Source organism: Embleya sp. NPDC020886, from assembly GCF_044333915.1.
GTDB lineage: Bacteria > Actinomycetota > Actinomycetes > Streptomycetales > Streptomycetaceae > Embleya.
This window is the reverse complement of the sequence record NZ_JBIRRX010000001.1, coordinates 1,330,016-1,356,787: the sequence shown is the minus strand read 5'-3', so window position 1 is coordinate 1,356,787 and position 26,772 is coordinate 1,330,016. Positions and strand designations below refer to the sequence as shown.

28 protein-coding genes are annotated in these 26,772 nt (G+C 70.9%); 16 read left to right on the top strand and 12 right to left on the bottom strand.

Annotation, left to right across the window (positions count from 1 at the left end; all coding sequences use genetic code 11):
* Nucleotides 1-292: 292 nt before the first annotated feature.
* From ACH4U8_RS05720 to ACH4U8_RS05695, 6 genes are all read left to right on the top strand, one after another.
* A complete protein-coding gene (locus ACH4U8_RS05720; protein WP_360308006.1) occupies nucleotides 293-1,402 on the top strand; it encodes a BMP family ABC transporter substrate-binding protein in 1,110 nt (369 codons plus the stop codon).
* 128 nt (nucleotides 1,403-1,530) lie between these two features.
* Complete coding sequence (locus ACH4U8_RS05715) at nucleotides 1,531-3,129, top strand: ABC transporter ATP-binding protein (RefSeq protein WP_395775899.1); 1,599 nt, start codon at nucleotides 1,531-1,533, stop codon at nucleotides 3,127-3,129.
* On the top strand, nucleotides 3,126-4,457 hold the full coding sequence (locus ACH4U8_RS05710; protein ID WP_395775898.1) for an ABC transporter permease: 1,332 nt from the start codon (nucleotides 3,126-3,128) through the stop codon (nucleotides 4,455-4,457). Before ACH4U8_RS05715 ends, ACH4U8_RS05710 begins: the two co-directional genes overlap by 4 nt.
* A 29-nt stretch (nucleotides 4,458-4,486) precedes the next feature.
* Complete coding sequence (locus ACH4U8_RS05705; protein WP_360308015.1) at nucleotides 4,487-5,803, top strand: ABC transporter permease; 1,317 nt, start codon at nucleotides 4,487-4,489, stop codon at nucleotides 5,801-5,803.
* Nucleotides 5,804-5,808: 5 nt separating this feature from the next.
* On the top strand, nucleotides 5,809-6,198 hold the full coding sequence (locus ACH4U8_RS05700; RefSeq protein WP_360308018.1) for a cytidine deaminase: 390 nt from the start codon (nucleotides 5,809-5,811) through the stop codon (nucleotides 6,196-6,198).
* 55 nt (nucleotides 6,199-6,253) lie between these two features.
* Nucleotides 6,254-7,540, top strand: a complete 1,287-nt coding sequence (locus ACH4U8_RS05695; protein WP_395775897.1) for a thymidine phosphorylase — start codon at nucleotides 6,254-6,256, stop codon at nucleotides 7,538-7,540.
* A 264-nt stretch (nucleotides 7,541-7,804) separates the two neighbouring features.
* Here ACH4U8_RS05695 and ACH4U8_RS05690 read toward each other — a convergent pair whose 3' ends face one another.
* Nucleotides 7,805-8,467: a nitroreductase family protein gene (locus ACH4U8_RS05690; protein ID WP_395775896.1), complete on the bottom strand. Its 663-nt coding sequence runs from the start codon at nucleotides 8,465-8,467 to the stop codon at nucleotides 7,805-7,807.
* Nucleotides 8,468-8,535: 68 nt separating this feature from the next.
* Here ACH4U8_RS05690 and ACH4U8_RS05685 point away from each other — a divergent pair, with 68 nt between their 5' ends.
* The gene (locus ACH4U8_RS05685) at nucleotides 8,536-8,934 is read left to right on the top strand and encodes a winged helix-turn-helix transcriptional regulator (RefSeq protein WP_395775895.1); all 399 of its coding nucleotides are present in this window, start codon (nucleotides 8,536-8,538) and stop codon (nucleotides 8,932-8,934) included.
* 48 nt (nucleotides 8,935-8,982) lie between these two features.
* Here ACH4U8_RS05685 and ACH4U8_RS05680 read toward each other — a convergent pair whose 3' ends face one another.
* Both ACH4U8_RS05680 and ACH4U8_RS05675 read right to left on the bottom strand, forming a co-directional pair.
* Nucleotides 8,983-9,156 (bottom strand): hypothetical protein, encoded by a 174-nt coding sequence (locus ACH4U8_RS05680; RefSeq protein WP_360308030.1) that lies wholly within the window; start codon nucleotides 9,154-9,156, stop codon nucleotides 8,983-8,985.
* A gap of 60 nt (nucleotides 9,157-9,216) precedes the next feature.
* On the bottom strand, nucleotides 9,217-10,503 hold the full coding sequence (locus tag ACH4U8_RS05675; protein ID WP_395775894.1) for an MFS transporter: 1,287 nt from the start codon (nucleotides 10,501-10,503) through the stop codon (nucleotides 9,217-9,219).
* Between the two features lie 63 nt (nucleotides 10,504-10,566).
* Here ACH4U8_RS05675 and ACH4U8_RS05670 point away from each other — a divergent pair, with 63 nt between their 5' ends.
* From ACH4U8_RS05670 to ACH4U8_RS05660, 3 genes are all read left to right on the top strand, one after another.
* Nucleotides 10,567-11,520 carry a LysR substrate-binding domain-containing protein gene (locus ACH4U8_RS05670; RefSeq protein ID WP_395775893.1) on the top strand — a complete coding sequence of 318 codons (954 nt, stop codon included), beginning with the start codon at nucleotides 10,567-10,569 and terminating at the stop codon, nucleotides 11,518-11,520.
* Between the two features lie 65 nt (nucleotides 11,521-11,585).
* Nucleotides 11,586-12,719 carry an adenosine deaminase gene (locus tag ACH4U8_RS05665; protein ID WP_395775892.1) on the top strand — a complete coding sequence of 378 codons (1,134 nt, stop codon included), beginning with the start codon at nucleotides 11,586-11,588 and terminating at the stop codon, nucleotides 12,717-12,719.
* Nucleotides 12,720-12,927: 208 nt separating this feature from the next.
* Nucleotides 12,928-13,371, top strand: coding sequence for a hypothetical protein (locus tag ACH4U8_RS05660; protein ID WP_360308042.1), 444 nt, complete (start codon nucleotides 12,928-12,930; stop codon nucleotides 13,369-13,371).
* Nucleotides 13,372-13,518: 147 nt separating this feature from the next.
* Here ACH4U8_RS05660 and ACH4U8_RS05655 read toward each other — a convergent pair whose 3' ends face one another.
* From ACH4U8_RS05655 to ACH4U8_RS05635, 5 genes are all read right to left on the bottom strand, one after another.
* Complete coding sequence (locus ACH4U8_RS05655; RefSeq protein WP_395775891.1) at nucleotides 13,519-14,553, bottom strand: trypsin-like serine peptidase; 1,035 nt, start codon at nucleotides 14,551-14,553, stop codon at nucleotides 13,519-13,521.
* A 133-nt stretch (nucleotides 14,554-14,686) separates the two neighbouring features.
* The gene (locus ACH4U8_RS05650) at nucleotides 14,687-14,878 is read right to left on the bottom strand and encodes a PspC domain-containing protein (protein ID WP_360308048.1); all 192 of its coding nucleotides are present in this window, start codon (nucleotides 14,876-14,878) and stop codon (nucleotides 14,687-14,689) included.
* Nucleotides 14,879-14,978: 100 nt separating this feature from the next.
* On the bottom strand, nucleotides 14,979-15,656 hold the full coding sequence (locus ACH4U8_RS05645; protein WP_395775890.1) for a hypothetical protein: 678 nt from the start codon (nucleotides 15,654-15,656) through the stop codon (nucleotides 14,979-14,981).
* Entirely contained in the window at nucleotides 15,653-17,344 is a 1,692-nt protein-coding gene (locus ACH4U8_RS05640) for an ATP-binding protein (RefSeq protein ID WP_395775889.1), read from the bottom strand. Before ACH4U8_RS05640 ends, ACH4U8_RS05645 begins: the two co-directional genes overlap by 4 nt.
* Entirely contained in the window at nucleotides 17,341-18,018 is a 678-nt protein-coding gene (locus tag ACH4U8_RS05635) for a response regulator transcription factor (RefSeq protein WP_174861367.1), read from the bottom strand. The genes ACH4U8_RS05640 and ACH4U8_RS05635 overlap by 4 nt, the downstream gene beginning before the upstream one ends.
* A gap of 166 nt (nucleotides 18,019-18,184) precedes the next feature.
* Here ACH4U8_RS05635 and ACH4U8_RS05630 point away from each other — a divergent pair, with 166 nt between their 5' ends.
* From ACH4U8_RS05630 to ACH4U8_RS05610, 5 genes are all read left to right on the top strand, one after another.
* On the top strand, nucleotides 18,185-18,808 hold the full coding sequence (locus ACH4U8_RS05630) for a SigE family RNA polymerase sigma factor (protein WP_360308057.1): 624 nt from the start codon (nucleotides 18,185-18,187) through the stop codon (nucleotides 18,806-18,808).
* A 275-nt stretch (nucleotides 18,809-19,083) separates the two neighbouring features.
* Complete coding sequence (locus ACH4U8_RS05625; protein ID WP_360308060.1) at nucleotides 19,084-19,416, top strand: hypothetical protein; 333 nt, start codon at nucleotides 19,084-19,086, stop codon at nucleotides 19,414-19,416.
* Nucleotides 19,417-19,514: 98 nt separating this feature from the next.
* Nucleotides 19,515-20,264: a hypothetical protein gene (locus tag ACH4U8_RS05620; protein ID WP_395775888.1), complete on the top strand. Its 750-nt coding sequence runs from the start codon at nucleotides 19,515-19,517 to the stop codon at nucleotides 20,262-20,264.
* A complete protein-coding gene (locus tag ACH4U8_RS05615; RefSeq protein WP_395775887.1) occupies nucleotides 20,261-21,277 on the top strand; it encodes an endonuclease/exonuclease/phosphatase family protein in 1,017 nt (338 codons plus the stop codon). The genes ACH4U8_RS05620 and ACH4U8_RS05615 overlap by 4 nt, the downstream gene beginning before the upstream one ends.
* Before the next feature lie 151 nt (nucleotides 21,278-21,428).
* Nucleotides 21,429-21,566 (top strand): hypothetical protein, encoded by a 138-nt coding sequence (locus ACH4U8_RS05610; protein ID WP_360308069.1) that lies wholly within the window; start codon nucleotides 21,429-21,431, stop codon nucleotides 21,564-21,566.
* 419 nt (nucleotides 21,567-21,985) lie between these two features.
* On the opposite strand, the gene ACH4U8_RS05605 is transcribed toward ACH4U8_RS05610, so the two are convergent.
* The 3 genes from ACH4U8_RS05605 to deoC are packed head-to-tail and all read right to left on the bottom strand — an operon-like array spanning nucleotide 21,986 to nucleotide 25,273.
* A complete protein-coding gene (locus ACH4U8_RS05605; RefSeq protein WP_395775886.1) occupies nucleotides 21,986-22,864 on the bottom strand; it encodes an aldehyde dehydrogenase family protein in 879 nt (292 codons plus the stop codon).
* Nucleotides 22,857-24,293: an aldehyde dehydrogenase family protein gene (locus ACH4U8_RS05600; protein WP_395775885.1), complete on the bottom strand. Its 1,437-nt coding sequence runs from the start codon at nucleotides 24,291-24,293 to the stop codon at nucleotides 22,857-22,859. Before ACH4U8_RS05600 ends, ACH4U8_RS05605 begins: the two co-directional genes overlap by 8 nt.
* A gap of 5 nt (nucleotides 24,294-24,298) precedes the next feature.
* Nucleotides 24,299-25,273: a deoxyribose-phosphate aldolase gene (gene deoC / locus ACH4U8_RS05595; RefSeq protein ID WP_360308078.1), complete on the bottom strand. Its 975-nt coding sequence runs from the start codon at nucleotides 25,271-25,273 to the stop codon at nucleotides 24,299-24,301.
* A gap of 94 nt (nucleotides 25,274-25,367) precedes the next feature.
* Between deoC and ACH4U8_RS05590 the strand changes: the two genes are divergently transcribed.
* Nucleotides 25,368-25,952, top strand: a complete 585-nt coding sequence (locus ACH4U8_RS05590) for a PH domain-containing protein (protein ID WP_379991709.1) — start codon at nucleotides 25,368-25,370, stop codon at nucleotides 25,950-25,952.
* Between the two features lie 243 nt (nucleotides 25,953-26,195).
* Here ACH4U8_RS05590 and ACH4U8_RS05585 read toward each other — a convergent pair whose 3' ends face one another.
* A complete protein-coding gene (locus ACH4U8_RS05585) occupies nucleotides 26,196-26,549 on the bottom strand; it encodes a hypothetical protein (protein ID WP_395775884.1) in 354 nt (117 codons plus the stop codon).
* Nucleotides 26,550-26,772: the final 223 nt, after the last annotated feature.

Here is a 26,772-nt window from a genome sequence, read left to right as displayed (position 1 = left end):
TCTGTAATGTTCCGACCCGGTGCCGTTCGATCTCGTGCGGCACCGGGTCTTTTCCGTCTTGTCATGTCGCGGACTGCCCGGTTCCGCGCCGACCCGTCTCGGCTCCGGCTACTCGGCCGGGCTAACGGGGCGTGTTGCGGTGGCGATTCACGGTTTTTGTCGCTCATATTCTTTTACTAGGTATGCTCTCCGACGGCTAGCAGGTCTACGCGCGTTTACCAGGGAACCAAGCGCGTCAGAGTCTGCATCTGGGAGCAGCGCCCGAAGGGGCGCTCATCGGAAGGAGACACCCGTGCGCCGGGTATCCAAGGTGACCGCGGCTGCGGTCGGCGTCACTCTCGCCCTTACTGCCACCGCCGCGTGCGGTAGCAAGCCCAAGGACGACAAGAAGTCCGATTCGGGCACCAGTGCGACCCCCGGCGGTTCGCAGGCCGCCAAGGTGGACTTCAAGGCCTGCATGGTGACGGACACCGGCGGCATCGACGACCGTTCCTTCAACGCCTCCTCGTGGGCGGGCCTGCAGCAGGCCAAGTCGGAGCTGGGTGTCGATGTGAAGTACATCACCTCGAAGACCGAGAACGACTACGTTCCGAACCTCAACAGCCTCGTGAACGACAAGTGCGGTCTGATCATCGCGGTCGGCGGCCTGATGGCCGACGCGACCAAGGCCGCCGCGTCGACGCACAAGGACCAGAAGTTCGCGATCGTCGACTCCGCCAGCATCGAGCCGAACGTGCAGGGGCTGCAGTTCAACACGGCCGAAGCGGGCTTCCTCGGCGGCTACCTCGCCGCGGGCTTCTCCAAGACCGGCAAGGTCGCCACGTTCGGCGCGCTGCCGATCCCGCCGGTCACCGTGTTCATGGACGGCTACGTCCAGGGCGTCAAGTACTTCAACCAGGCCAAGGGCAAGAACGTCCAGGTCATCGGTTGGGACGACGTCAAGGGCGACGGCTCGCTCGCGGGCAAGTTCGACTCGCCGGCCGACGGTGAGCGGATCGCCAACGACTTCATCGCCCAGGGCGCCGACGTGATCATGCCGGTCGCCGGTCAGACCGGTCTCGGCGCGGCCTCGGCCGTGCAGAAGAGCGGCGGCAAGGCCAGCGTCATCTGGGTCGACCAGGACGGCTACGAGAGCGCCTCGCAGTACAAGTCGGTGTTCCTGTCCACGGTGACCAAGGACATCAAGGGCCAGGTGTTCAACGCGGTCAAGGCCGCGGCGAACAACCAGTTCACCACCAAGTCCACCATCGGCACCCTCGCCAACAACGGCGTCGGCCTGGCGCCGTTCCACGACTTCGACTCGAAGGTCTCCCCCGAGCTGAAGTCCGAGCTGACCGCGGTCAAGGCCGACATCGTCAGCGGCAAGATCAAGATCACCTCGAAGAACCAGCCGAAGAGCTGACCCAGACGATCGGGCGCCGTGGAAGCAGCTTCCGCGGCGCCCGTGTCCGTACCGCCCGGGCCCCGAGGGGACCCGGGTCGAACCCGTAGCGGCCCCTCGCGGGGGGCGTAGCCGAGGAGGTCTCCGCGTTGAAGCTCGAACTGCGCGGAATCACGAAACGGTTCGGGTCGCTGGTCGCCAACGACCACATCGACCTGACCGTCGAGCCGGGGGAGATCCACTGCCTTCTCGGTGAGAACGGTGCCGGCAAGTCGACGCTGATGAACGTGCTCTACGGGCTCTACGAGCCCACCGAGGGCGAGATCGTCGTCGACGGCACCCCCCGCAAGTTCCGGACCGCCGGTGACGCGATCGACGCGGGCATCGGCATGGTCCACCAACACTTCATGCTGGTCCCGGTCTTCACCGTCGCCGAGAACGTCATGCTCGGCCACGAGGAGACCAGGCCGCTGGGCTGGCTGGACCGCCGTCGGGCCCGCAAGAAGGTGCTCGACCTCGTCGACGAGTACGGCCTCAAGGTCGACCCGGACATGTTGGTCGAGGACCTCCCCGTCGGTCTGCAACAGCGGGTGGAGATCCTCAAGGCCCTGGTGCGCAACGCCAAGGTGCTGATCCTGGACGAGCCCACCGCGGTGCTCACGCCGCAGGAGACCGAGGAACTGTTCCGGGTGATGCGCGCGCTGCGCGCCTCCGGCCACTCCATCGTGTTCATCACGCACAAGCTCAAAGAGGTCAAGGCCGTCGCCGACCGGATCACCGTGATCCGGCGCGGCAAGGTGGTCGGCACCGCCGATCCGGCCTCCTCGGAGAAGGAACTCGCTTCGCTGATGGTCGGCCGGCCGGTCAAGCTGGTGGTCGACAAGAACGAGGCGCAGCCGGGCGAGGTCCGGTTGGCGATCGAGGACCTGACCGTGCTCGACGGCAACGGCCAGGCCGTGGTGGACCGGGTCGACCTGCGCCTGCGCGAGGGCGAGATCCTGGGCATCGCGGGCGTGGACGGCAACGGCCAGAGCGAGCTGACCCAGGCCATCCTGGGCCTGCGCGCGCCCGCGGCCGGGCGGATCAGCCTGGACGGGCAGGACCTCGCGGGTCGGACGCCGCGGCAGATCCTCAACTCCGGAGTCGGCTTCGTGCCCGAGGATCGTCAGCACGACGGCATCGTGGGCGATTTCACGGTGGCCGAGAACCTGGTCCTGGACCTGGTCACCCAGGCGCCGTTCGGTCGGCGCGGATCGATCGATCCCGGCGCGGTGCGCGACAACGCGCGGCAGCGGGTCGAGGAATTCGACATCCGCACGCAGACCATCGAGTCGCCGGCCGGCACGCTGTCCGGCGGCAATCAGCAAAAGGTCGTCGTGGCGCGCGAACTCTCGCGCCCGCTGCGGCTGTTCATCGCCTCGCAGCCCACCCGAGGGGTGGACGTGGGCGCGATGGAGTTCATCCACAAGCGGATCGTGGCCGAGCGCGACGTCGGCACCCCGGTGATCATCGTCTCCACCGAGTTGGACGAGGTGGTGGCGCTGGCCGACCGGATCGCGGTGATGTACCGGGGTCGGATCGTGGACATCGTGCCGCCCACCACGTCCCGAGGCGACCTGGGTCTGCTGATGGCCGGTGTGATCCCGAGCAAGGACCCGACCGAGGCGGCACCGGCCGCCGAACCGGACGCGGCCGAGACCGCGACCATCGAGAGCGACGCAACCCCGGGGGAGGAGGACCCAGCGTGACCGAGGACGACAAGAGCACGCCCGGTGAGCCGAGCGAGGCGAAGCCGGCCCTGACCAAGGCGGCCGAACCGGCCGGGGCGAGCGCCTCGGCGCCGGCCAAGCCCTCGCTCGGTCGAGCCATGCTCGACGCGATCATCACCGGCAACTCGGCCGTGGTGACCTTCCTGGCGATCGTGCTCGCGCTGGTGGTCGGCGGCATCCTGATGATCCTCGCGGACCAGGACGTGCTCGACGAGTACAAGTACTTCTTCGCCGCTCCGGGCGAGGCGCTCTCCAGCTCGTGGACGCTGGTCTCGGACGCCTACACGGCGATGTTCAAGGGTTCGATCGTGAACCCGGACACCTTCTCCGAGGGTTCGATCGAGGACATCTTCCGACCGATCTCGGAGACCATCACGCAGGCCACGCCGCTGATCTTCGGCGGTCTCGCGGTCTCGATCGCGTTCCGCACCGGGCTGTTCAACATCGGTGCGCAGGGCCAGATCATCGCCGGCGCGGTCCTCGCGTCGTGGATAGGGTTCGTCGTCGATCTGCCGCCGGTGATCCACCTGGTGTTCGTGATCCTGGCCGGCCTGATCGGCGGCGGTCTCTACGCGGGCATCGCCGGTTTCCTCAAGGCTCGCTACGGCGCGCACGAGGTGATCGTGACGATCATGCTCAACCACATCGCGGTGCTGATGCTCGGCTGGCTGTTGACCACCGACACCTTCCGTCGCGGCGGCCAGGCGCAGCCGATCGGCAAGGACGCGCACGAGAACGCGGTGCTGCCCAACCTGTTCGGCGACGACCTGCGGATCCACTTCGGCATCATCCTGGCGCTGGTCGCGGCCGGGATCTACTGGTGGCTGCTCAACCGCTCCACGCTCGGCTTCGAACTGCGCGCGGTGGGTTCCAACCCGGCCGCGGCCCGCACCGCGGGCATGAGCGTGGCCCGGGCGCAGATCCTGGCCATGGTGATCGCCGGTGCGATGGCCGGTCTGGCCGGTGTCTCGCAGGTGATGAGCTCGACCAACCCGGCGCACACGCTGACCCCCAGCATCGACGCCGGCATCGGCTTCGACGCGATCACCGTGGCACTGCTCGGCCGGACCAAGCCGCTGGGCACCGTGCTGGCCGCACTGCTGTTCGGCGCGCTGCGCGCGGGCGGTTCGGTGATGCAGGCGTCCGCGAACGTGTCCGTCGACATCGTCATCGTCATCCAGGCCGTGATCGTGCTGTTCGTCGCGGCGCCGCCGCTGGTGCGCTCGATCTTCCGGCTGCGCGGCGCCCGCAAGGGTGCCGAGGGCGGGCCGTTGGCCGCCAAGGAGACCGTGGGGGTCCAGGCATGAGCGAGCGGAACCCTGAAGGAGGCACGCAGGTGGCGGACACCGTGATCGCCCCCGATGTGGAGGCTCCGGTGGACCCCACCGGCAAGGCCGCCGACGTGGTGCGGGCCGCGGCCCGCAAGAAGGCCCTGATCACGGGCATCGGCTTCGTCCTGGTCGGGCTGTACGCGCTGTGGGCGTTCGGGTTCGGTACCGACAGCGGCGTCGACGCGGTCTTCGGGATGAACGTGCCCAACCGGGACACCACCGAGGTCGGCGACCTGTCGCTGCCCGCGCGGGCCGTCGCGATCGCGATGTCCGTGGTGTGCATGCTCGCGGGTGGGCTGCGGATCGCGCTGGACCGGTCGCGCCTGGCGATCCGGCTGAGCATCGCGCTGTTCCTGATCGCGTTCGTGATCGCGTTCCTGGTGTGGGCGGTCGCGGGCAAGCAGATGTCCTTCGCGGGCGCGTTGCAGAACACCGTGCTGGCCGCCGTGCCGCTCGTGCTCGGTGCGCTCGCGGGCGTGATCGGCGAGCGCTCGGGCGTGGTCAACATCGCCATCGACGGTCAGTTCCTGTTCGGCGCGTTCGCCGCCGCGCTCACCGGCTCGATCACCGGGTCGTTGTGGGCCGGGCTGGCCGCGGGTGCGGTCGCGGGTGCGCTGATCGGTGCGCTGCTCGCCGTGTTCGCGGTGCGCTACCTGGTCGAACAGGTCGTCCTGGGTGTGGTGATCAACCTGCTGGTCACCGGCATCACCGGCTTCCTGTACACGCAGCTCCTGCAGAAGGACCCCGAGGGCTACAACAACCCGGGCGTGTTCGAGAACATCCGGATCCCCGGCTTCGCGGACATCCCGGTGATCGGCCCGGTGTTGTTCGACGTGAACATCATCGTCTACCTGATGTACGCGCTGATCGTGATCGTGCACCTGGGCCTGTTCCACACCCGCTGGGGCCTGCGGGCCCGTGCCGTGGGCGAGCACCCGACGGCGGCGGACACGGTCGGCATCAAGGTCAACGCGACCCGGTACCGCAACGTGGTGATGGCGGGCGCGATCGCGGGCATCGGCGGCGCGTTCCTGACCATCGGCACGGTGGGCACCTTCTCCAAGGACATGACCTCGGGCGCGGGCTACATCGCGCTCGCGGCGGTCATCTTCGGCCGCTGGCGTCCGCTGGGCGCGGTGGCCGCGGCGCTGCTGTTCGGCTTCACCAGTGCGCTGGCCACGTCGCTGCAGCCGCTGAACACCTCGATCCCGAGCCAGTTCCTGCAGATGATGCCGTACGTCGTGACGATCTTCGCGGTGGCCGGTCTGGTCGGCAAGGTGCGCGCCCCGGCCGCGGCCAACAAGCCCTATACGAAGGGCTGACGGGCGTGCCGGAAATCGATTGGCTCGCGCTGCGGGACGCGGCGACCACGGCGATGCGCGGTGCGTACGCGCCCTACTCGAAGTATCCGGTCGGCGCCTCGGCGCTGGTGGACGACGGCCGGATCGTGTCCGGGTGCAATGTGGAGAACGCGTCGTACGGGCTCACGTTGTGCGCGGAGTGCGGTCTGGTGTCCGCGCTGCACGCGAGCGGAGGCGGCCGGCTCGTGGCGTTTTGCTGCGTGAACGGCGAGGGCGCGGTCCTGATGCCGTGTGGGCGCTGCCGGCAACTCCTGTGGGAGCACGGCGGCGCCGAGATGTTGCTGGAAACCAAGCACGGGGTACGGCCGTTGCGGGAGATCCTGCCGGATGCCTTCGGGCCCGACGACCTTCGCTGAGCAATTGCTCGTGACCTGAACGGGTCGCTTCGGCGGCCGAGAGAGAACGGACAGCATGGACGCGATTTCGGTCATCCGTACGAAGCGGGACCGCGGTGAACTGACGGCGGCTCAGATCGATTGGGTGGTCGACGCGTACACGCGCGGCGATGTCGCGGACGAGCAGATGTCCGCGCTCGCGATGGCCATCCTGCTCAACGGGATGAACGCGACCGAGATCAACCGTTGGACCGACGCGATGATCGCGTCGGGCGAGCGGATGGACTTCTCGGCGCTGTCCCGGCCGACCGCGGACAAGCACTCCACCGGTGGCGTCGGCGACAAGATCACCCTGCCGCTCGCGCCGCTGGTCGCCGCGTGCGGCGTGGCCGTCCCGCAGTTGTCCGGCCGCGGCCTGGGGCACACCGGCGGCACGCTGGACAAGCTGGAGGCCATACCCGGGTGGCGGGCGGCGTTGTCCAACGACGCGATGATGCGCGTGCTGGAGGACGTCGGCGCGGTGATCTGCGCGGCCGGTGACGGCCTCGCGCCGGCGGACAAGAAGTTGTACGCGTTGCGCGATGTGACCGGCACGGTCGAGGCGATCCCGTTGATCGCCAGCTCGATCATGAGCAAGAAGATCGCCGAGGGCACCGGCGCCCTGGTGCTCGACGTCAAGGTCGGCTCCGGCGCCTTCATGAAGGACCTGGCCGACGCGCGCGAACTGGCCCGCACCATGGTCCGGTTGGGCGTGGACCACGGGGTCGGGACGGTCGCGCTGCTGACCGACATGTCCACGCCGCTGGGGCTGACCGCGGGCAACGCGCTGGAGGTCCGCGAGTCGGTCGAGGTGCTCGCGGGTGGCGGCCCGGCGGACGTGATCGAGCTGACCGTCGCCCTCGCGCGCGAGATGCTCGCGGCGGCCGGCCAAACCCGGATCGACCCGGCGGACGCGCTGCGCGACGGCTCCGCGATGGACGTGTGGCGTCGGATGATCCGGGCCCAGGGCGGCGATCCGGACGCCAAGTTGCCGGTGGCGCGCGAGACCGAGGTGGTCACCGCGACCTCCACCGGCGTGCTGACCCGGTTGGACGCGTACGAGGTCGGCGTCTCGGCCTGGCGCCTGGGCGCGGGCCGGGCCCGCAAGGAGGAGCAGGTCCAGGCCGGCGCGGGCGTCGAACTGCACGCCAAGCCGGGCGACACGGTCGTCGCCGGTCAGCCGCTGATGACCCTGCACACCGACACCCCGGAGCGGTTCGACTACGCGCGCGAGATCCTGGCCGACTCGGTCACCATCGCCCCGGCCGGCACCCTCTTCGAGCCCACCCCGATCCTGATCGACCGCATCGGCCCGACCGCCTGACGACCCGAACCACCCGGCCGGGCCCTCGACTCCCACCGGAGCCGAGGGCCCGGCCGCGTGATCGGGCCGCTCGACGCAGGGCCTATGCCGCGGGGTACGGGCTGAACATGGTGCCGGTGTGGGCGTCCAGGTCGTGTTCGAGCCAGTCCATCCGGTGTTCGAAGAAGGTCGACACGAACTCGCGCATGTGCGGGGTCCGCATGTGCTGTTCGAGGTCCTGCGTGGAGCGCCACACCTCGTATCGCCGCGGCGTAGCCGCCCGGATCACGGCCGGCCGTAGCGACCGCGGAAGACGTTGCGATCGAGCGGCCGGCGGCCCGGGTGCCGGCGCTCCTCGGCGGCGTAGCCGACCGAGACGATCAGCGCGATCGCCAGGTCGTCCCGGTCGCCGATCCCGATCGTGTCCTTGACCGACTGCTCGTGCCAGCCGTTCATCGGCGATGTGGCCAGGCCCAGTTCGGTCGCGGCGAGCAGGACGTGGCCGGCCGCGATCATCGCGTCCTTGACCGCGTACTCGCGCAACATCCCGCGCTCGGCCAGGTCCTGCTGGAACTGCGCGGAGGCGGCCGAGAACATCCGGATGAACGCCTCGTTCCACGCGCCGTTGTGCCGAGCCTGTTCGTGGACGTCGGCGTGCTCCTCGCGCCACGCCTGCGGCTCGGCGACGAACACGAGCAGGACCGGGGCCTGCACGGCCTGCGGCTGGCCGCCGGTGGCCGCGATCAGTCCCGCCTTGCCGACCTCGTCGGTGACCACCACGATCGAGCGGTCCTGGAGGTTCCAACTCGTGGGTGCCTCCATGGCCAGTTCGAGCAGCGCGCGCAGCAGGTGGTCCGGGACCGGGTCGGGGCGGTAGTGCCGGACGGTGCGTCGGGTGCGGATGGCCTCGGCGACCGAGAGGGTGCGGTTCGGGGTGTGGTTGCTCATGACCGCAATTCTCGGAGAGTCGCTCTCTATCGGGAAGTAGGCACAATTTGGTGCGCTACTCTCCTGACATGGTGACCATCGTCGAATCGGTCGGCCTTCCCGCCGACGTCTACAGCGCCAAGTGCGCGACGCGTCAGGTCCTGGACCACATCGCCGGCAAGTGGACGGTGCTGATCGTGGACGCGCTGCGGGACGGCGCGATGCGGTACACCGATCTGAGCCGTCGGATCGAGGGGGTGTCGCAGAAGATGCTCACCCAGACCCTGCGCAGTCTGGAGACCGACGGCTTCGTGTCGCGCACGGTGACCCCGACCATCCCGCCTCGGGTGGACTACGAACTCACCGAACTCGGGCGCAGTCTGGGCGAGCCGATCCGTGCGCTGCGCGAGTGGACCGAGACGCACATCAACGAGATCGAACGGGCCAGGGTCGCGGACGCCGAGCGCAAGGCGGCCCGAGGCTACTGAGGTGCCCGGTCCGGCGGCGGCGATCCGCGCGGCAGGTGGCCCGTCGGATCAGTACAGCGCCCGCCAGATCAGCGCACTGATCAGCACGGCCGTGGCGAAGACCACGAACAGGCACCCGAGCGTCGCGCAACCCGCGCGCACGGTGTGCGGGCGGAACACCCGGCCGAAGTCGTCGCGGTCGCCCGGGTGTGGGCCGGGAGCCGGATCGTGGTGTTCGTCCATGGGCTCAGCATGCCAAGGGTCGGGCCCGGAGCCCGCCCGGGACCCGGGCCCGGCCGGCGCTCAGGCGGTCGACCGCACATGGGTGCGGGCGCGCCGCCGGGCGGGTGCGGGCGCCGGCGTGCCGGTCACCCGACCGGTGAGCCCGAACGCCACCCAACCCGCCGCCGCCATCAGCACCAGCACCAGGACCACCGCACCGGCCCAACCCTGCCCGTGGAAGGCGACGCCGCCGACCGGCCCGCCGACGCTCGCCCCGACGTAGTAGGCGGCCAGATACAGCGCGGACGCCTGCGCCCGCCCCTCGGTGACCCGCAGGCCGACCGCCGAACTGGCCGCCGAGTGGCCCGCGAAGAAGCCCGCCGTGAGCACGATCAGGCCGACCACGACCGACGCCAGGTGGTCCGGCAGGGTCAGCAGCGCACCCGCGGCGGTGATCGCCGCGGCGGCCCACAACGTCGCGCGATGCCCGATCCGGCCGACCAGCCGACCCGAGGCGGCCGAACTGAACGTGCCCGCCAGGTAGACCACGAAGATCGCCCCGACCACCGTCTGCGGCAGCGCGAACGGCTCGGCCAGCAGCCGGTATCCGAGGTAGTTGTACACGGTGCCGAACGCCGCCATGAAGACCGTGCCGAGCAGGTACAGCCGACGCAGCACCGGATCCGCGAGGTGCGCGCGCAGCACGCCGGTGAGTTGCCGGGCGCTCATGGTCGACGGGGTGAAGTTGCGCGACGGCGGCAGCAACACCCGGAAGGCGACCGCCGATCCGAACGCGAGCAGCCCCACCACCACGAGCGCGACCCGCCAGCCGCCCAGATCCGAGGCCAGTCCGGTGACCACCCGGCCGCCCATGCCGCCGATGCTGTTGCCCGCCACGTACAGCCCCATCGCCGAGCCCAACGAGGGCGCGTCGACCTCCTCGGCCAGGTAGGCCATCGCGGTCGCGGGCAACCCGGCCAGCGCGACGCCCTGCGCCGTACGCAGCGCCACGAGGGTGCCGAAGTCCGGGGCGAACGCGGCCAGTACGCCCAGCAGGGCGGCGCCGAACACGGAGATCGTCATCACCCGCGAGCGACCCCACCGCTCGGACAACATGCTCACCGGGATCACCGCCAGGGCCAGCGCACCGGTGGTCATCGAGACCGAGAGGCTGGCCGTGGCCGGGTCCAGACGAAAGCCGTCGGACAACTCCGGCAGCAGGGTCTGGGTCGCGTAGAGCATCGCGAAGGTCGAACAGCCCGCCGCGAACAGCGCCAGGTTCACCCGTCGATACGCGCGCGAACCCCGAGGGTGTCGCATCGGGTCGGTACCCGGGGCGGGATCCGAAGAGCTGTTCGAGGCTGACATGCGCACCAAGCTAAACCGCGCTCTTTCATGCGTCCAATGCATGTTTCGGACAGAATTCATACCATGGTGCATGACAGCAGATCAGCCGAGGTTTCCGCGGCCATCGCCCCCCTCCTGACCCAATTCGCGGCGGTCGCCCGCGAGGAGCACATCACCCGGGCCGCGGCCCGGCTGGGCATTCCGCAGCCCACGCTCAGCCGCACGATGGCCCGACTGGAGGCGGACGTGGGCGTGCCGCTGCTGGCCCGCACCGGGCGCGGCGTCACGCTCACCCGGCAGGGCCACACCCTGCTCGCGCACGTGGAGCAGGCGCTCGCGCTGCTGGAGCGCGGCCTGGACGAGGTGATCGAGGACGTGGGCGCGGCGCGCGGCAAGGTCGCGTTCGGGTTCCTGCACACGATGGGCCCCGAAGCGGTGCCCGGCCTGCTGCGCGCCTTTCGGGTGCATCACCCGGGCATCCGCTTCCAGCTCGTGCAGGCGTCCGCCTCGGCGATGCTGGAGCGCATGCGGGCCGGCGAACTCGACCTGTGCCTGACCGCGCCGCTGCCGGACGCGCCGGACCTGGCCGTGCGCGCGCTCGACGATCAGCAGCTCTACCTGGTGGTGCCGGCCGACCATCGGCTCGCGCGCCGCCGCCGGGTGCGGTTGGCCGAGGCGGCCGAAGACGTGTTCGTGTGCATGGAGCCGGGCTACGGTCTGCGCCGCATCACCGACGCGCTCTTCGCCGAGGCGGGGTACGTACCCAAGATCGCGTTCGAGGGCGAGGAGGCCGAAACGCTGCGCGGCCTGGTCGCGGCGGGCCTGGGCGTCGCACTCCTACCCGCCCCCGACACCCCCCGCCCGGGCACCGTGCACCTCACCGTCACCGCCCCCCGAGCCTTCCGCACCATCGGCCTGGCCTGGATGCCCAACCGCCCGGAAACCGCCCCCGTGCGCCTCTTCCGCGAATTCGCCCTCAGCCGCCAGGGCCGGCTCCTGCACCCCACCCCGGCGGGCCTCCCCGACCCGCCCCGGTAATCGACCCGCGAAGCCACCTCCGGTAAAGCAACATGATCTACGCGCGTAGGCAGTAAAGTCCTTTCATGTACAGCAGCCACCCGAACACGCCCGCCGCCTCGCCCACCGTCGAGCAGATCCGGCGTGCCCCCAAAGTCCTGCTCCACGACCACCTCGACGGTGGGCTGCGTCCCACCACGATCATCGAACTCGCCGCGGCGGTCGGCTACGACCGGCTGCCCACCACCGACCCCGAAGCGCTCGGTACCTGGTTCCGCGAGGCCGCCGACTCCGGCTCGCTGGAGCGCTACCTGGAGACCTTCGACCACACCGTGGCGGTGATGCAGACCCGCGAGGGCCTGTTCCGGGTCGCCGCCGAATGCGCCGAGGACCTCGCCGCCGACGGCGTGGTCTACGCCGAGATCCGCTACGCGCCCGAGCAGCACCTGGCCGCCGGCCTGACCCTGGACCAGGTGGTCGAGGCGGTCGAGGAGGGCTTCCGGGAAGGGGAGCGCCGTGCGGCCGGGGCCGGCAACCGGATCAAGGTCGGCGCGCTGCTCACCGCGATGCGGCACGCGGCCCGCTCGCTGGAGATCGCCGAACTCGCCAACCGGCACCGCGACCTGGGCGTGGTCGGCTTCGACATCGCCGGCGCCGAGGCGGGCTTCCCGCCCACGCGGCACCTCGACGCGTTCGAGTACCTCAAGCGGGAGAACAACCACTTCACCATCCACGCCGGCGAGGCGTTCGGTCTGCCGTCGATCTGGCAGGCGCTCCAGTGGTGCGGCGCGGACCGCCTCGGCCACGGCGTGCGGATCATCGACGACATCACCGTCAAGGACGACGGCGGTGTCGAGCTGGGCCGGCTCGCGGCGTACGTGCGCGACAAGCGCATCCCGCTGGAGATGTGCCCGACCTCGAACCTGCAGACCGGCGCCGCCACGTCCTACGCCGATCACCCGATCGGCCTACTGCGCCGACTCTATTTTCGGGTGACCGTGAACACTGACAACCGTTTGATGAGCGGCACGTCGATGACGCGGGAGTTCGAGCACCTCGTCGAGGCGTTCGGCTACGGCCTGGACGACCTCCAGTGGTTCACCGTGAACGCGATGAAGAGCACCTTCCTGCCCTTCGACGAGCGCCTCGCGATGATCAACGAGGTGATCAAGCCCGGCTACGCCGCGCTCAAGTCGGAATGGCTTTTCGGTCGGAACTGACCTTCCGCGGGCGCGCCCACCCGATCCGGATCGAGGTGGATCGATCCGGATCGCGGGCGCACTCCACACCCCCTCTCGGCGCGGGCGAAGAGTCGAGCCCGACCGAAGGGGGCGTTTTGCGCATTCCGCGTCCGATTCGCTACGTTGCGGTCTCACTTCGTTACGGGGTGTATCTCGCCCCGCCCGAATCGAGAACCCGAGGATGCACATGCGATCGGTAACGCGTAAGGCGGCCATCACGGCCGGGCTCGGTGCGGCTCTGGCAGCGGGAGCCGCGGGCTCCGCGAGTGCGATGCCGGCGACCGACCTCGTCGACGGGTTGGCCCCGGCCGCCTCGACGGCCCAGTCGGCTCTGCCGGACGCCGCCGCGCCGTTCCAGCTCGGCCAGGTCACCGACACGCTTCCCGTCGACAAGCTGCTCACCCCGGGCCACTCGCCGCTCGACGATGTGGCCGCGGACGCGGCCCGCACCATGGGCCACAGCATGGAGCAGAGCGCGGCCGGGATGGCCGAGCAGGGCGGCCAGGCCAAGGGCGGGCTGGGCTCGCCGGTCAACACCCTGCCCGTCGACAAGCTGACGACGGGCGGCCAGTCCTCCCCGCTGGACGCGTCGCCGCTCGGGAGCCTGCAGTTGGGCCAACTGCCCCTCTGACATCCGCATCGGGTTCCGCTCCCGCCGCCGAGCCGGGTCGGCGGTGCGGAACCGGTCGGCTCCGCCGCGTACGAGCCGTGTCCTCGCGTGTCGATCCCGCGCGAGGGCACGGCTTCGTCGGGTTCGGACGGGGAGTGCCGACACGTCCTACAGCGAGTCGTACATCTCCTTGGCCACGTCGCCCAGATACGGCCCGGTCATGGTGCGCGACGCCGGCGAGGTCACCCCGAGCGAGACGTTGCTGACCAGGAAACTTCGCCCGTCCACCTCGGCGAACCAGCCCCCGCCGGAGGAGCCGCCGGTCATCGTGCAGCCCATCCACAGCATGTCCGGCTGCGGCCAGCCGTCCTCCCGGAAGTCCGTGGTCGGCGACGAGCACGTGTACAGCGTGGTGCCGTCGTAGGGCGTGTCTCCGGGATAGCCGTACGACTGCACCCGCAGGTGCCGAGGCGCGTTCCAGTACACGTCCGCGCCCGCACCCACCGTGTCCTCCAGCGTGCGACCGGCACGCGAGTCGACGATGAAGGCGCCGTAGTCGTACGGTGACGCGCTGGCGTCCTTGCCGCCCGGATCGGCGTTCTGCGCCCACTGGTTGCTCACCGTGATCCGCCGCGCCGGCCAGCGCCCGTACGGCTCGCGCTCCGCCGGCGTACGGCCCGCGCCGTTGTATCCCGGCACGAAGGTGACCCGGTCGTAGAAGTTTCCGTTGCGGCCCCCGTGCAGGCAGTGTCCCGCCGTCCACACCATGTTCCCGCCGGGGTGGTGCACGACCGTGCCGCTGCACTCGGCGACCCCGTCCGGCATCCGGAAGAAGATCTTGCCCCGAATCGCCAGGTCGGGCTCGGTGTACGGCGCGGTCACCCGGCGGGCCTGGATCGTCGGCGGTTGGCGGAAGTCCGCGTCGGGCCGCTGCGGCTCCTGCTCGGGCAGTTGCGGCTGCTCCTGGCCGGGGGAGAACTCGTTGCCGCGGGGTTTGGCCTGGTCCTGCCGGTCCTGATCCCAGAAGCCGCGGGTGTCCTCGATGTCGCGGTCGCTGTACTGCTTCGAGTTCATCGCCCGGGTGCGCCCGGCCTCGACCGCCAGGTTGCCGCTCAGCACCAGCCCGACCAGGGTCACCAGCACGCCGGCGAACACCGACATGGTGACGATGAGGTTCTTGTTGTGCGTGCTTCCCGGTTGCATGTCCCCGCCCCCCGACCGAGCGCTCGGCCCGGAACCCTCCGGTCCCGCGAGACCACTCGATCGACCCGCCTACCCATCCGTTGATCGGATGATAGGCGCCGGCGGGGTCGGGCCGTGCCGCATCCCACCCGGCTCAGTCCTGGGGCAGCAGAATCCACAGCGCGATGTACAGCAGGAACTGCGGGCCCGGGAGCAGGCAGGACAATACGAACACCAGCCGGACGGTGGTGACGGACCAGCCGTAACGGCGGGCGATCCCGGCGCAGACGCCGGCGATCCGGCGGCCGTGTCGCGGGCGGCTGAGAATCGCGGTGCTCATGGTCATGGCGGTGCCTCCTCGATGCGACGGCACCGGATACGGCGACGTCGTACTTCGAAGGTAGGCGGATCCGCACCCGGGCACATCCGTCGCAGGGTCCGGCCGGTCATCCGCCCTGGGGACTAAGGGACTTCCCGGAGGGGCGAGCCTGCGGCCAGTCCTTCTCGAACGCCGACGGCGAGCCGGGGGTCCGGCTCGCCGGGGTGGGCGTGGTCGCGTTCTTGCGGCTGATGTCGAGGTAGCTCTCGCACCGGTAGCTCTCCGGCGCGGTCCGCCGACCGGCGAGCAGCACCGTTTCACCGCCGGACGCGCTCTGCAGTGTGCAGACCACCTGACCGAGCGCGATCGTGGCCAGCGCCGACAGCGGCGCGTCCAGCCGGAACAGGGCGGGCGGGTCGCCCTCGCGTCGATCCGCCGCGGTCAGCCCGCCGGCGGGCAGCGCGGTGGTGTACCCCTCCAGCGCCTCGGCGTCGTTGGGGCCCAGGTGCAGCTCCTCCAGGAGCTGGTTGACCTGGTCGGTGCGCGCCTTGTCCGGGACCACCTCGCTCGGCCGCAGCAACAACCGGCCGCCCCGGGGCAGCGCCTGCAGCCGGTTGTCCTTCACCAGATACACGATGTGCCGCTCCGAGCCGGGCAACTGGTTCTGCGCGGACGGCGCCGTCCGGTTGGCCGGCTTGCCGGCGCCCACCGGTCCCTCGGTCGGTCGAATCCCGCACGACGTGAGCGCGGCGAGCACGCCCGTCGTCGCGAACACCGCGATCGGGAGCCGCCGACGAGATCTCAACGCCCGCCTCCTCGCTCGTCGTGCCTGCCGGAGTGGATGCCGCCGAAGCCGCCGAGATCCGGCCCGACCTGCTCGGCAGGCCCGACGTTGTCGGCGTACTCGGCGTACTCGGCGTTCTCCGCGTCGAGGTCGGCGTGCACGCCGTCGTCCTCGACCCCCTCGTCCGGGTCGATTATCTCTTCGAGCTCGGGCGGCACCAACGGCAGGCGCAGGGTGAACTTGGCGCCGCCGCCGGGCATGTTCGAGGCGAACGCGGTACCGCCGTGGATGCGCGCGTTCTCCATCACGATGGACAGCCCCAGCCCGCTGCCCTCGGAGCGGGCCCGCGAGCTGTCCGCCTTGTAGAAGCGGTCGAACACGTGCGGCAGCACGTCCTCGGGGATGCCGGGACCGGTGTCGGAGACCTCGATCACCAGGTCCTCCTCGCCCGGCCCGGCGAGTATTCCGGGCACCGTCGCCCGCGGCTCGTGGTGGATCTCGACCGTCACCGGCGAGCCGCCGTGCCGGAGCGCGTTGCCGACCAGATTGGAGACCATGACGTCCAGTCTGCGCGGGTCCACCCTGGCCAGGATGCCCCGGGGTGCCCGCAGGTCCACCGCGTCCATCCAGGCGCGCGCGTCCAGGCACGCGGTGACCAGGTCGGTGATGTCCACCTCGTCGGCCACCAGCGCCGCGGTGCCCGCGTCGAAACGGGACACCTCCATCAGATCCTCGACCAGCGTGGCCAGCCGCTCGATCTCGGCGACCACCAGCCGCGCGGCGGGCGCGCCCTGCTCGCCGAGACTGTCCGCCTCCTCTTCCAGCAGCTCGCTGACCGCGGTCATCGCCGCCAGCGGGGTGCGCAACTCGTGCGAGACGTCCGCGACGAACCGGCGCGAGGAGGATTCCAGCGCCCGCAGCTCGGCGACGCTGCGCTCCAGCTTCTCCGCCGCGTCGTTGAAGGTGCGGGACAGGTCGGCCAGCTCGTCCGAGCCGCGCACGTCCAACCGGGTGTCCAGCCGGCCCGCGCCCAACTCGCGTGCGGCGTGGCCCAGTCGGCGCACCGGGCGCAGGATGTGGCGCGCGGCGAACAGCGCGACCACCGCCGCCGCGCCGAGCGCCAACAGGGTGCCCACGATCAGGTAGCGGGCCAGCGAGTTGAGGTCGGCCTGCTCGTCCTTGAGCGACTTGAACATGTAGCCGGTGGGCCCGTTGGGCACCACCCGGGTACCGCCGACGAGGTAGGGCTGCCCCTCGATGTCGATGCGCTGGAAGTACATGTGGAAGCCGCCGTTGTTGTCGGCGGTCTGCACCATGCGCTGCAACTTCGTGGGCACCCGCTCCAACGGGAACCGGGTGGAGTTGGAGGCGACCGGGCGGCCGTCGGCGCCGACCAGGACCACCGCGTAACCGAAGCTGCTCTCCCGCATCTGATCGACGGCGGGTCCCAGGTCGGCCTGATCCGGCTTCTCCGGCAGATTCGCGGAGACCCGACCGAGGTTGTCCCGGAACTCGGTGAGCACCGAGTCCTGCGCCCGCTCCAGAACGGCGGTACGCGTCAGCCAGTAGGCGATCCCGGACGCGGCGACCGCGGAGATCAACGCGACCAGCGCGAAGGCGACGAGCACTCGAAAGCGCAACGAGCGCAGCTTCAGGGTCGGGGCGATCCGGCGGACGATCCGGCGTACCAGCGGCGGCCGGGCCGTCACTGGGGCGGGTCGAGGCGGTAACCGACGCCTCGAACAGTGCGGATCAGCGTCGGTGCGGACGGAGTCTGCTCCACCTTGGCCCGCAACCGCTGGACGCACGCGTCCACCAACCGCGAGTCGCCGAGGTAGTCGTGCTCCCACACCAGGCGCAACAACTGCTGCCGGGACAACGCCTGCCCGGGGCGCCGACTCAGCTCGACCAGGAGCCGCAACTCGGTCGGGGTGAGCTGGAGTTCCTCGCCGGCCTTGGTCACCGTCATCGCGTTGCGGTCGACCACCAGGTCGCCGAACACCGACGCGTCGGACACCTCGCGCTCGCCGCGGCGCAACACCGCGCGGATCCGGGCGTCCAGTACGCGCGGCTGGACCGGCTTGACCACGTAGTCGTCGGCGCCGGACTCCAGGCCGACCACCACGTCGATGTCGTCGTTGCGCGCGGTGAGCAGGATGATCGGCAGCGAGTCGGTGCGGCGGATCCGCCGGCACACCTCGAAGCCGTCGATGCCCGGCAACATCACGTCGAGCACGATCAGGTCGGGACGCTGCTCGCGCCACCGCTCCAGGCCGGCTTCACCGGTGGCCGCGGTGACCACGCGATGGCCCTGGCGCCCCAGGGCGAGTTCGAGTCCGGTTCGCACGGACTCGTCATCCTCGATAAGCAGCAGGTAGGGCACGCAGGCCATTGTGTCTGACGTCACGGCTGGGAAGAACACGGGGAGGCCCCTTCCGGTTCGCCGACCGAGGTCGCTGTTGCATACCTGTGACAGCTCGCCGACGTGACGATGAAGCCCGCCCACGAGGCTGTACATCGTGAACGAGCGCCGAACCGGGGGAGAAGTCATGCAGTCCCAGACGAAGTCGCAGGGCATCCGCAAGGACAACCGCCGTACCGTCGTCGCCCTCGCCCCGCTGAACGGCAACGCGCGTAGCGTTCCGTGCACGGACAGTGTCGACGACGAATTCACCGCGTACGTCCGGGAACGCCGGTCGGCCCTGTTCGCCACCGCGTACCACCTCACCGGTGACCGCAACGAGGCCGAGGACCTGTTGCAGAGCGCGCTGATGAGCACGTACCAGGCGTGGGGTCGGATCCAGGACAAGGCCGCGCTGGGCGGTTACCTGCGCCGCACGATGACCAACCTGCACATATCGGCCTGGCGTCGACGTCGGATCAACGAGTACCCCTCGGAGGAGCTGCCCGAGCGTCCGGACGGATCGGACTCGATGGGCGACACCGAGCTGCGTGCGGTGTTGTGGCGCGCGCTGGCCAAGCTGCCCGAGCCGCAGCGCACCATGCTGGTGCTGCGCTACTACGAGGGTCGTACCGACCCCGAGGTGGCCGAGGTGCTCGGCTGCAGTGTCGGCACGGTCAAGTCGAGCATCTGGCGTGCGCTGCGCCGGCTGCGCGAGGACGACGCGCTGAGCTTCGGTGCCGACGAGGCGTTCGCCGAACTCGTCGCCTGATCCGCGCCGGTCGTACCCGCTCGTCCCGTCCGCCTGCTCCCGGCGCTCCGGGCCGGCTTTCCGCCGCCGGTTCCGCTGTGCAGTTGTGTCGATCCCTGGTGATGTGTCCCGCCGGTTTCTCTCATCGGCAGGGACGGCGGATGGGGCTGTGACGGTTCCGTCGAATTCGGAGCGGATTCGGGACATCGGCGCGCGGGGCGCCGAATTGCGCTCGACGTAGCCGAGTGGCTACGTTGCGTGGTCAATCCTCTGGTCGACAGGGAAGGGCCATCGTCATGTCCTCCGTTCTTCGCACCGCAATCGCCGCCACGTCGCTCGGCGCCGCCGCCGCCTTCGGCCTCGCGGGCAGCGCCGCGGCCGCGCCCGTCACGACCGACGGGATCTCCCGCCCCGATGTACCCGCCGCCGGCCAGGGTGCCGCCGCCGCCACCGGAGCCGTGCTCGGCGCGGTGGAGCGCGCGCAGCTCAACCCGATGAACGGCGGCGGTCTGAATCCGCTGTCCAACAGCGTCGGCACCGAGGTCGGCGACGCGCCGGTCGGCACCAACCTGGTCACCGGCGACCTCGCCGACGGGATGACCGTGCAGGACGCCCTCGATCGGCTCTGAGCCGACCGGCCGGCGGGCCCGGCCGGGACACTGCCCCTGCCGCGGCGCCCGTGCCCGTCTACCCTGAGCCGCGAACGTGGCCACGGGGAGGCAGTCGGATGGGGCAGGAAACGGATCGTTTGCGAGAGCCGGCGGCATGGGCGCTGGTCGGCTTTCTGGCATTGCAATTGGCGGTCGACGCGCTGCGCGTCCTGTTCGGCGTGGGGTCCGGGGTACACGGCTTCCGAGCCCGGGCCTATGGCGGCCAGTCCGCACTGCTCGACGTGCTCACGCCGGTGCTGCTCGCCGGCGCGGTGTTGTTGGTGACCCATGCGGGGCGGCCCACACCCAGGGCCCGGACGATCACCCGGGCCGCGCTGGGGGTGCTCGCCGTACAGGGGATCGCGGGGGTCACCGTGGCGCTGGGCGGCCTCGCCTACGACGGCGGCGGATTCGCCGACATCCCGGCCGGGGCCCGGGTCGAACAGAGCGCGGTCAACGTCGGCGTGCTGGTGCTGTTCGCGCTGTGCGCGTACTTCCTGATCGTGGTCCTGGGCGCGCCGAGCCCGCCGACGGTCACGCGCGGCAAGTCGCTGCCGCACCAGGAGTGGCCCGGCCACGGGCGCGATGCTGCGGCCGCGAGTCGACCGGCCGCGCCGACCGGGAGTCACCCCGCCCACGAGCACCCCGGGACCGGGCCGCGGGTCGCGGCGCCGTACGCGTCGGGGACCGCCGACTACGCCGCGCCGACCGGTGCGGGGCGCCCGCAGGCGGAGGTGCCGGCGGCCGGCCCGACACCCGATGCCGCCATGCCGCCTCGGCCGACCGCGCCACCGTCGGCGCAGACCTACGGGGGGACCCGGCCGTGACCGCCGAGGTCGAGGCGGAGCCGGCGGAGGAACTTCCGCCTCGGCTGTGGCGGTTGCGGCGTCGGGTGCGCACGGTCGGCCGCAGCGTGGTCGGCGTGATCTTCGCGGGCGCGGTGCTGGTGACCGGTGCCCGGCTGCTCGTGTTCGACGCGATGTGGCCGGTCGCGATCATGACCGTCTTCGCACCCTACGCGGCGGCCGCCTCGGTGCTCGTGCTGCTCGGTGCGGCGCTGTTGCGCATGCGGCTGACCCTGCTCGTCGCGCTGGGCCTGGTGGTCGTGCACACCGTGTGGATACTGCCTCGGATCAGTCCCGCCGACGGTCCCGTGCCCGGCGGGGTGCGGCTGCGGGTGATGACGTCCAACGCCTACTTCGGCACGGCGGATCCGGGTCGGATCACCGAGTTGGTGCGGCGCGAGCGGGTGGACGTGTTGGCCGTGCAGGAGTTGACGCCGGAACTGGCGACGGGCCTGGAACGGGCCGGTCTCACCCGGGAACTCCCGTACACGGCCGGGCACGGCGAATCCGGTGCCGCCGGGCTGGCGATCTACGCCCGCCGGCCGTTGGGCGAGGAGCGGTTGTTGCCCGAACGCACCACGATGCCGATGCCCGGGGCCACCGTGGAGGTGGACGGGCGCCGGGTCCGGCTCCAGGGTGTGCACACCATCCCGCCGATGCGCGGGCAGGCCGGGCAGTGGGCGCACGACATGGACGCGCTGCGCCGCGAGGCGGAGCGGCGCACGTTGCCGATGATCCTTCTCGGCGACTTCAACGCGACCTCGGACAACGCCTCGTTTCGCGCGCTCACCGGTGCCGGGCTGCGGGACGCGCACGAGGAGCGCGGCCGGGTCCTGGTGCGCACCTGGCCGATGGCGTACTTCCACGGCCTGCCGGCGCTGTTCGGGATCGACCACGTCCTGGTGGGCGGCGGGATCGACGTGGTCTCGGTCTCCGAACACCGTGTGCCGCGCACCGATCACGCCGCGGTGATCGCCGAACTGTCGCTGCGCTGAGCGTTCGTCAAGATCCCGTCAGGAACGCTCCCACCTGCGTCGATGCCGCGTCAAGAGACCGGAAACGGCCGTTGTGCGGGGCTAGCGTCGAGTCTCGCCGGGCGAGTTCGCCGCGGCGACCGCACGCTCGCAACTTCGAGGATCCGATCGCATGTCCGCTCTGTTCGCCCTCTTCGCCGTCGTCGTGATCGCCCGGGTCCTGGCCACCTGGAAGCTCTCCACCCGACGGCCCGCCGAAGCGACCGGCCGGGCGAGCGAGACCCGCGCCGACCGCGCGCTCGCCGCCTGAGCCGACGCCCGCGGGCCGGCCGAGGCGGAGCGCAGGTTGCACACGGCACAACTCGAACTCGACGCCGCCGGCGGCCGGTCGGTCATCGCGGACGCGGATCTGGAGCGGATCCTGCCGGACGCGCGGACCCTCGCGCTCCCGGTCACCCCGTACGTGCTGCTGTGGGCAGTGCGTCGACGGCGGCCGGCCGGGCGGCAACGCGCCGACGCGGTGCGGGCGTTGCTCGGCGCGAGTGGGGACGTGGTGCGGCTGTGGTCGGTCGACCATCCCGAGGTGACCCCGGCCCGGCAGCGCGAGATGGCGATCGGATACGGCTCTGTTCGGCTCGCCCCGTCGGCCCGGGTACGACCCGGAACGGTGGCGGGGCCGTCACCCGCGTGGGTGACGGCCCCGGTTGTCGCGTCGGAGCGATCCGGCGATCAGTATCCGGTCGGGTGCCAGACCGTACGAACCTCGGTGAACGCCAGCATGCGACCGGTGCCCGGGTCCGCGGACCAGTCCGGCTCCTTGGCCTCGGGGCGCAACACCCGCTTGAGGTTGTCCGCCGCGGCGATCTCCAGGTCGCGCGCCGACGCGACGCCCGCGTCCGGCGCCACGCCGGTCAGGTCGATCGCGTTGACGTCCTGGTGGGACGCGAGCGTGGGGGCGATCTCGGCCGGGTGCCCGGTCAGGATGTTGATCACCCCGCCCGGCAGGTCGGACACCGCGAGCACCTCGGCGAAGGACAACGCGGGCAGCGCCGAGGCGCCGGCCGCGAGCACGACGGCGGTGTTGCCGGTGGCGACCACCGGCGCGACCGCACTCGTCAGGCCCAGCAGCGACGAGCGCTGCGAGGCGATCACCGCGACCACGCCGGTGGGCTCGGGCGTCGACCAGTTCGCGAACGGGCCCGCGACCGGGTTGGCGCCACCCGCGACCTGGGCGAGCTTGTCGGTCCACCCGGCGTACCAGACCCAGCGGTCCACCGCCGCGTCCACGGCCGCGAGCGCCTTGGTGCGGTTGACGCCCTCGGCCGCGGCGACCTCGGTCGCGAACTGCTCGCGCCGACCCTCCAGCATCTCGGCGATCCGGTAGAGGATCTGACCCCGGTTGTAGGCGGTGGCGCCCGACCAACCCGGGAACGCCTTGCGCGCCGCGACGACCGCGTCCCGGGCGTCCTTGCGACTCCCGCGCGGCGCGTTCGCCAGGGTCCGGCCCTTGCTGTCGGTCACCGCGTACACCCGCCCGCTCTCGGACCGGGGGAACTTGCCCCCGACGTACAGCTTGTAGGTCTTCGACACCTCAAGGCGCTCAGACATCGAGGTAGGCCTCCAGCCCGTGGCGGCCACCCTCGCGGCCGAAGCCCGACTCCTTGAACCCGCCGAACGGCGAGGAGGGGTCGAACTTGTTGAACGTGTTGGTCCACACGACGCCCGCCCGCAGCCGCTGCGCGGTCCACAGGGCCTTGGCGCCCTTCTCCGTCCACACGCCGGCGGACAGGCCGTACGCGGTGTTGTTCGCCTTCTCCACCGCCTCGGCGGGGGTGCGGAAGGTCTGTACGGTCAGCACCGGGCCGAAGATCTCGTCCCGGGCGATCCGGTGTGCCTGGGTGACGCCGGTGAACACCGTCGGCGGGAACCAGAAGCCCTTGCCGGGCAGCTCGCCGGCCAACGACCAGCGCTCGGCGCCCTCGGCCTCGCCCGCCGTGACCAGTTCCCGGATCCGGGAGAGTTGCGCGGCCGAGTTGATCGCGCCGACGTCGGTGTTCTTGTCCAGCGGGTCGCCCACGCGCAGCGTCTTGATCCGCCGGGTCAGGCTCGCCAGCAGTTCGTCGGCCACCGACTCCTGCACGAGCAGGCGCGAACCGGCACAGCAGACCTGGCCGCCGTTGAAGAAGATGCCCTCGACGATGCCGTCCACGGCGGAGTCGATCGCGGCGTCGTCGTAGACGATGTTCGCGGCCTTGCCGCCGAGTTCGAGGGTGACCCGCTTGCGGGTGCCCGCGATCGTGCGGGCGATCTCCTTGCCCACCGCGGTCGAGCCGGTGAACGCGACCTTGTCCACGTCCGGGTGGGCGATCAGCGCACGACCGGTCTCGCCGGCGCCGGTGACGATGTTCAGCACACCGTCCGGCAGCCCGGCCTCGACGCAGATCTCGGCGAACCGCAGCGCGGTCAGCGGGGTGGTCTCGGCCGGCTTGAGCACCACGGTGTTGCCGCCCGCGAGGGCCGGCGCCACCTTCCAGGCCAGCATCAGCAGCGGGAAGTTCCACGGGATGACCTGACCGGCCACCCCGATCGGCTTCGGATCGGCCCCGAAGCCCGCGTGGCTGAGCTTGTCGGCCCAACCCGCGTAGTGGAAGAAGTGTGCCGCGACCAGCGGGATGTCCACGTCGCGCGACTCGCGGATCGGCTTGCCGTTGTCGATCGACTCCAACACCGCGAGCTCGCGCCCGTGCTCCTGGATCAGCCGGGCGATCCGGAACAGGTACTTGGCCCGCTCCGCGCCGGGCAGCGCGGACCACGACTTGAACGCCTTGCGCGCGGCCTTGACCGCGCGATCCACGTCCGCCTCGCCGCCGATCGCGATCTCGGCGAGCACCTCCTCGGTGGCCGGGTTCACCGTCTTGAGTCGACCGCCGTCCGCCGCGTCGGCGAACTTTCCGTCGATGAACAGCCCGTACGCCGGGGCGATGTCGACGATCGCGCGCGACTCGGGCGCGGGCGCGTACTCGAATGGGTTGCCCATGGCTGTCAGTCCACCGTCACGTAGTCGGGGCCGGAGTAGCGGCCCGTGGCCAGCTTCTGGCGCTGCATCAAAAGATCGTTGAGCAGGCTGGAGGCGCCGAGCCGGAACCAGTCCGGGTCCAGCCAGTCCGTGCCGACCGTCTCGTTGACCAGCACGAGGTACTTCATCGCGTCCTTGGTGGTGCGGATCCCGCCGGCCGGCTTGACGCCGACCTGTCGGCCGGTGGCCTCGCGGAAGTCGCGGACCGCCTGGAGCATCACCAGCGTCACCGGCAGCGTCGCGTTGACCGAGACCTTGCCCGTGGACGTCTTGATGAAGTCGGCACCCGCGAGCATCGCGAGCCACGACGCGCGGCGTACGTTGTCGTACGTCGACAGTTCACCGGTCTCCAGAATCACCTTGAGGTGGGCGCTGCCCCCACCGGCGGCGGCGCTGCGCGCGCAGGCGGCCTTGACCGCGACGATCTCGTCGAAGACGGCCCGATAGCGGCCGGCGAGGAACGCCCCCCGGTCGATGACCATGTCGATCTCGTCCGCGCCGGCGGCGACCGCGTAGGCCACGTCGGCGAGCTTGACGTCGAGCGAGGCGCGCCCGGACGGGAACGCGGTCGCGACGGCGGCGACGTGCACGCCGAAGTCGCCGAGCGCGGCCTTGGCCTCGGCGACCAGGTCGCCGTAGACGCAGATCGCGGCGGGCCGGGGCGCGTCCGGCGCGCCCGGGTCCGGGTGCAGCGCCTTCGCGCACAGGGCCCGGACCTTGCCCGGGGTGTCGGCACCTTCCAAGGTGGTCAGGTCGATCATTCGGATGGCCAGGTCGATTGCCGCGACCTTGGCATCGGTCTTGATCGAGCGCGTCGCGAGCATTGCTGCCCGCGCTTCGGTACCGACCCTGTCGACGCCGGGAAGACCGTGCAGAAAGCGTCGAAGGGCCGCTTCGGACGAGGTGACCTCGGCCGGGTCGGCGAGAATTGCAGACGGCATGCTCACAAGATGAGCATATCTACTCGCGTAGCGTCGGGCCCAGTGGTCCGGTCGAGCGGAACCCGACCGGCGTCGTGCGGCACAATCACCGGTCATGAGCAGCGACGAGGACATCACCACGTATCGCTCCCGGCCGGCGCTGGCCGTAGGGGTGCTTCTGATCGCCGTCGGGGTGTGGATGGTGGTCGACACGCTGATCCGCGGGGAAGGCCGAACCAAATGGCTGGTTCTCGCCATCGTGATCTTCTTCGGATTCCTGGTGGTCGCGCTCACGCTTCGGTCGGCCGTGCTGGTCGGGCCGGATCGGCTGGTGATCCGCAACCCGTTCCGCACCATCGTGGTGCCGTGGGGCGCGGTGGAGCGGGTCCGGGCGGAGTACTCGATCGAGGTGCGCGCCGACGAGAAGTCGTTCCATATCTGGGCCATCCCGGTCTCGCTGCGCGAACGCAAGCGGGCACTGCGCCAACAGGGCCGCGCGGCGGCCGAGGACCCGTACGGCCACGGCGCCCACGACCTGCCCCAACTCTCCCGCGCCGACCAGGTCGTGGACGACCTGCGCGGAATGAGCGAGCAGTTCGCCAAGAAGTCCACCGGCCCGGTCCAGGTCCACTGGTCCCCGGAAATCCTCGGCGGCATGGCCGTCTCCGGCCTCGCATCGGTCCTGCTGGGCCTGCTGTAGGACACGACCGGGCCTGCCACACGGCCCGGCCGACCCGATCCGGTCGGATCGAATCCGCCCGGCCGAGCAAAAGCCGGCCCGGCCGAGTCCCTCCTGTCCGGCCGACGCAATTCGGCCCGCCCGATGCAATCCGGCCCGCCCGAGCGAAAATCAGCCCGGCCGGCGTTTGAGGCCACCTCGGCCGAAGGCCGGGTCCGGGTCCGGCCCGCGTTCGAGCACAGGCCGGGCCGCAGGCCGGCCCATTCAGCGCGCGCCCCGCCGCAACACCCGTACGACGCTGTACAGCACGATCAACGCGCCGCTCACCGCAAGCGCGGCGACCGTGACCTCGCCGGCCAACGGCCCGCCGATGTCGAGTCCGCCCCACGCGGCGATGTCCTGCGCGGAGGACCGCAAGAGCGTGTCGGCGCCGCCGGAGAGCAGCGGGTAGGCGACGCCGAACGCGAGCACCGGCAGGACCAGTACCGCGCCGAGGAAGGTGGCGAGCGCCGGGATCGAGCGTCCGGCCTTCGCCCACTGCCACACGTATCGCAGGCGAGCGCGCATCGGGGCGTGCAGGGGAGTGTTCCGGGCGGGGAACCGGGTCAGGGTGGTCATGGTGTCCTCTTGGAACCGGAATCGGTTGACTTTTCCACGATCCGCCGGCCGACCCGCCGCGCACATCAACCCGAAGGGCCAAGCCGGCTCGGTACCCCGGTACCACCCGACCCGGATCCCGTACCTCGAAGGGTTCACCGGGCGCCGACACGCCGATGGGGCGGGCGCCCGTCCGGCCGCTCCGCCCCACCCGTGCGCATCGGCCCGATGCGACCGAATACCG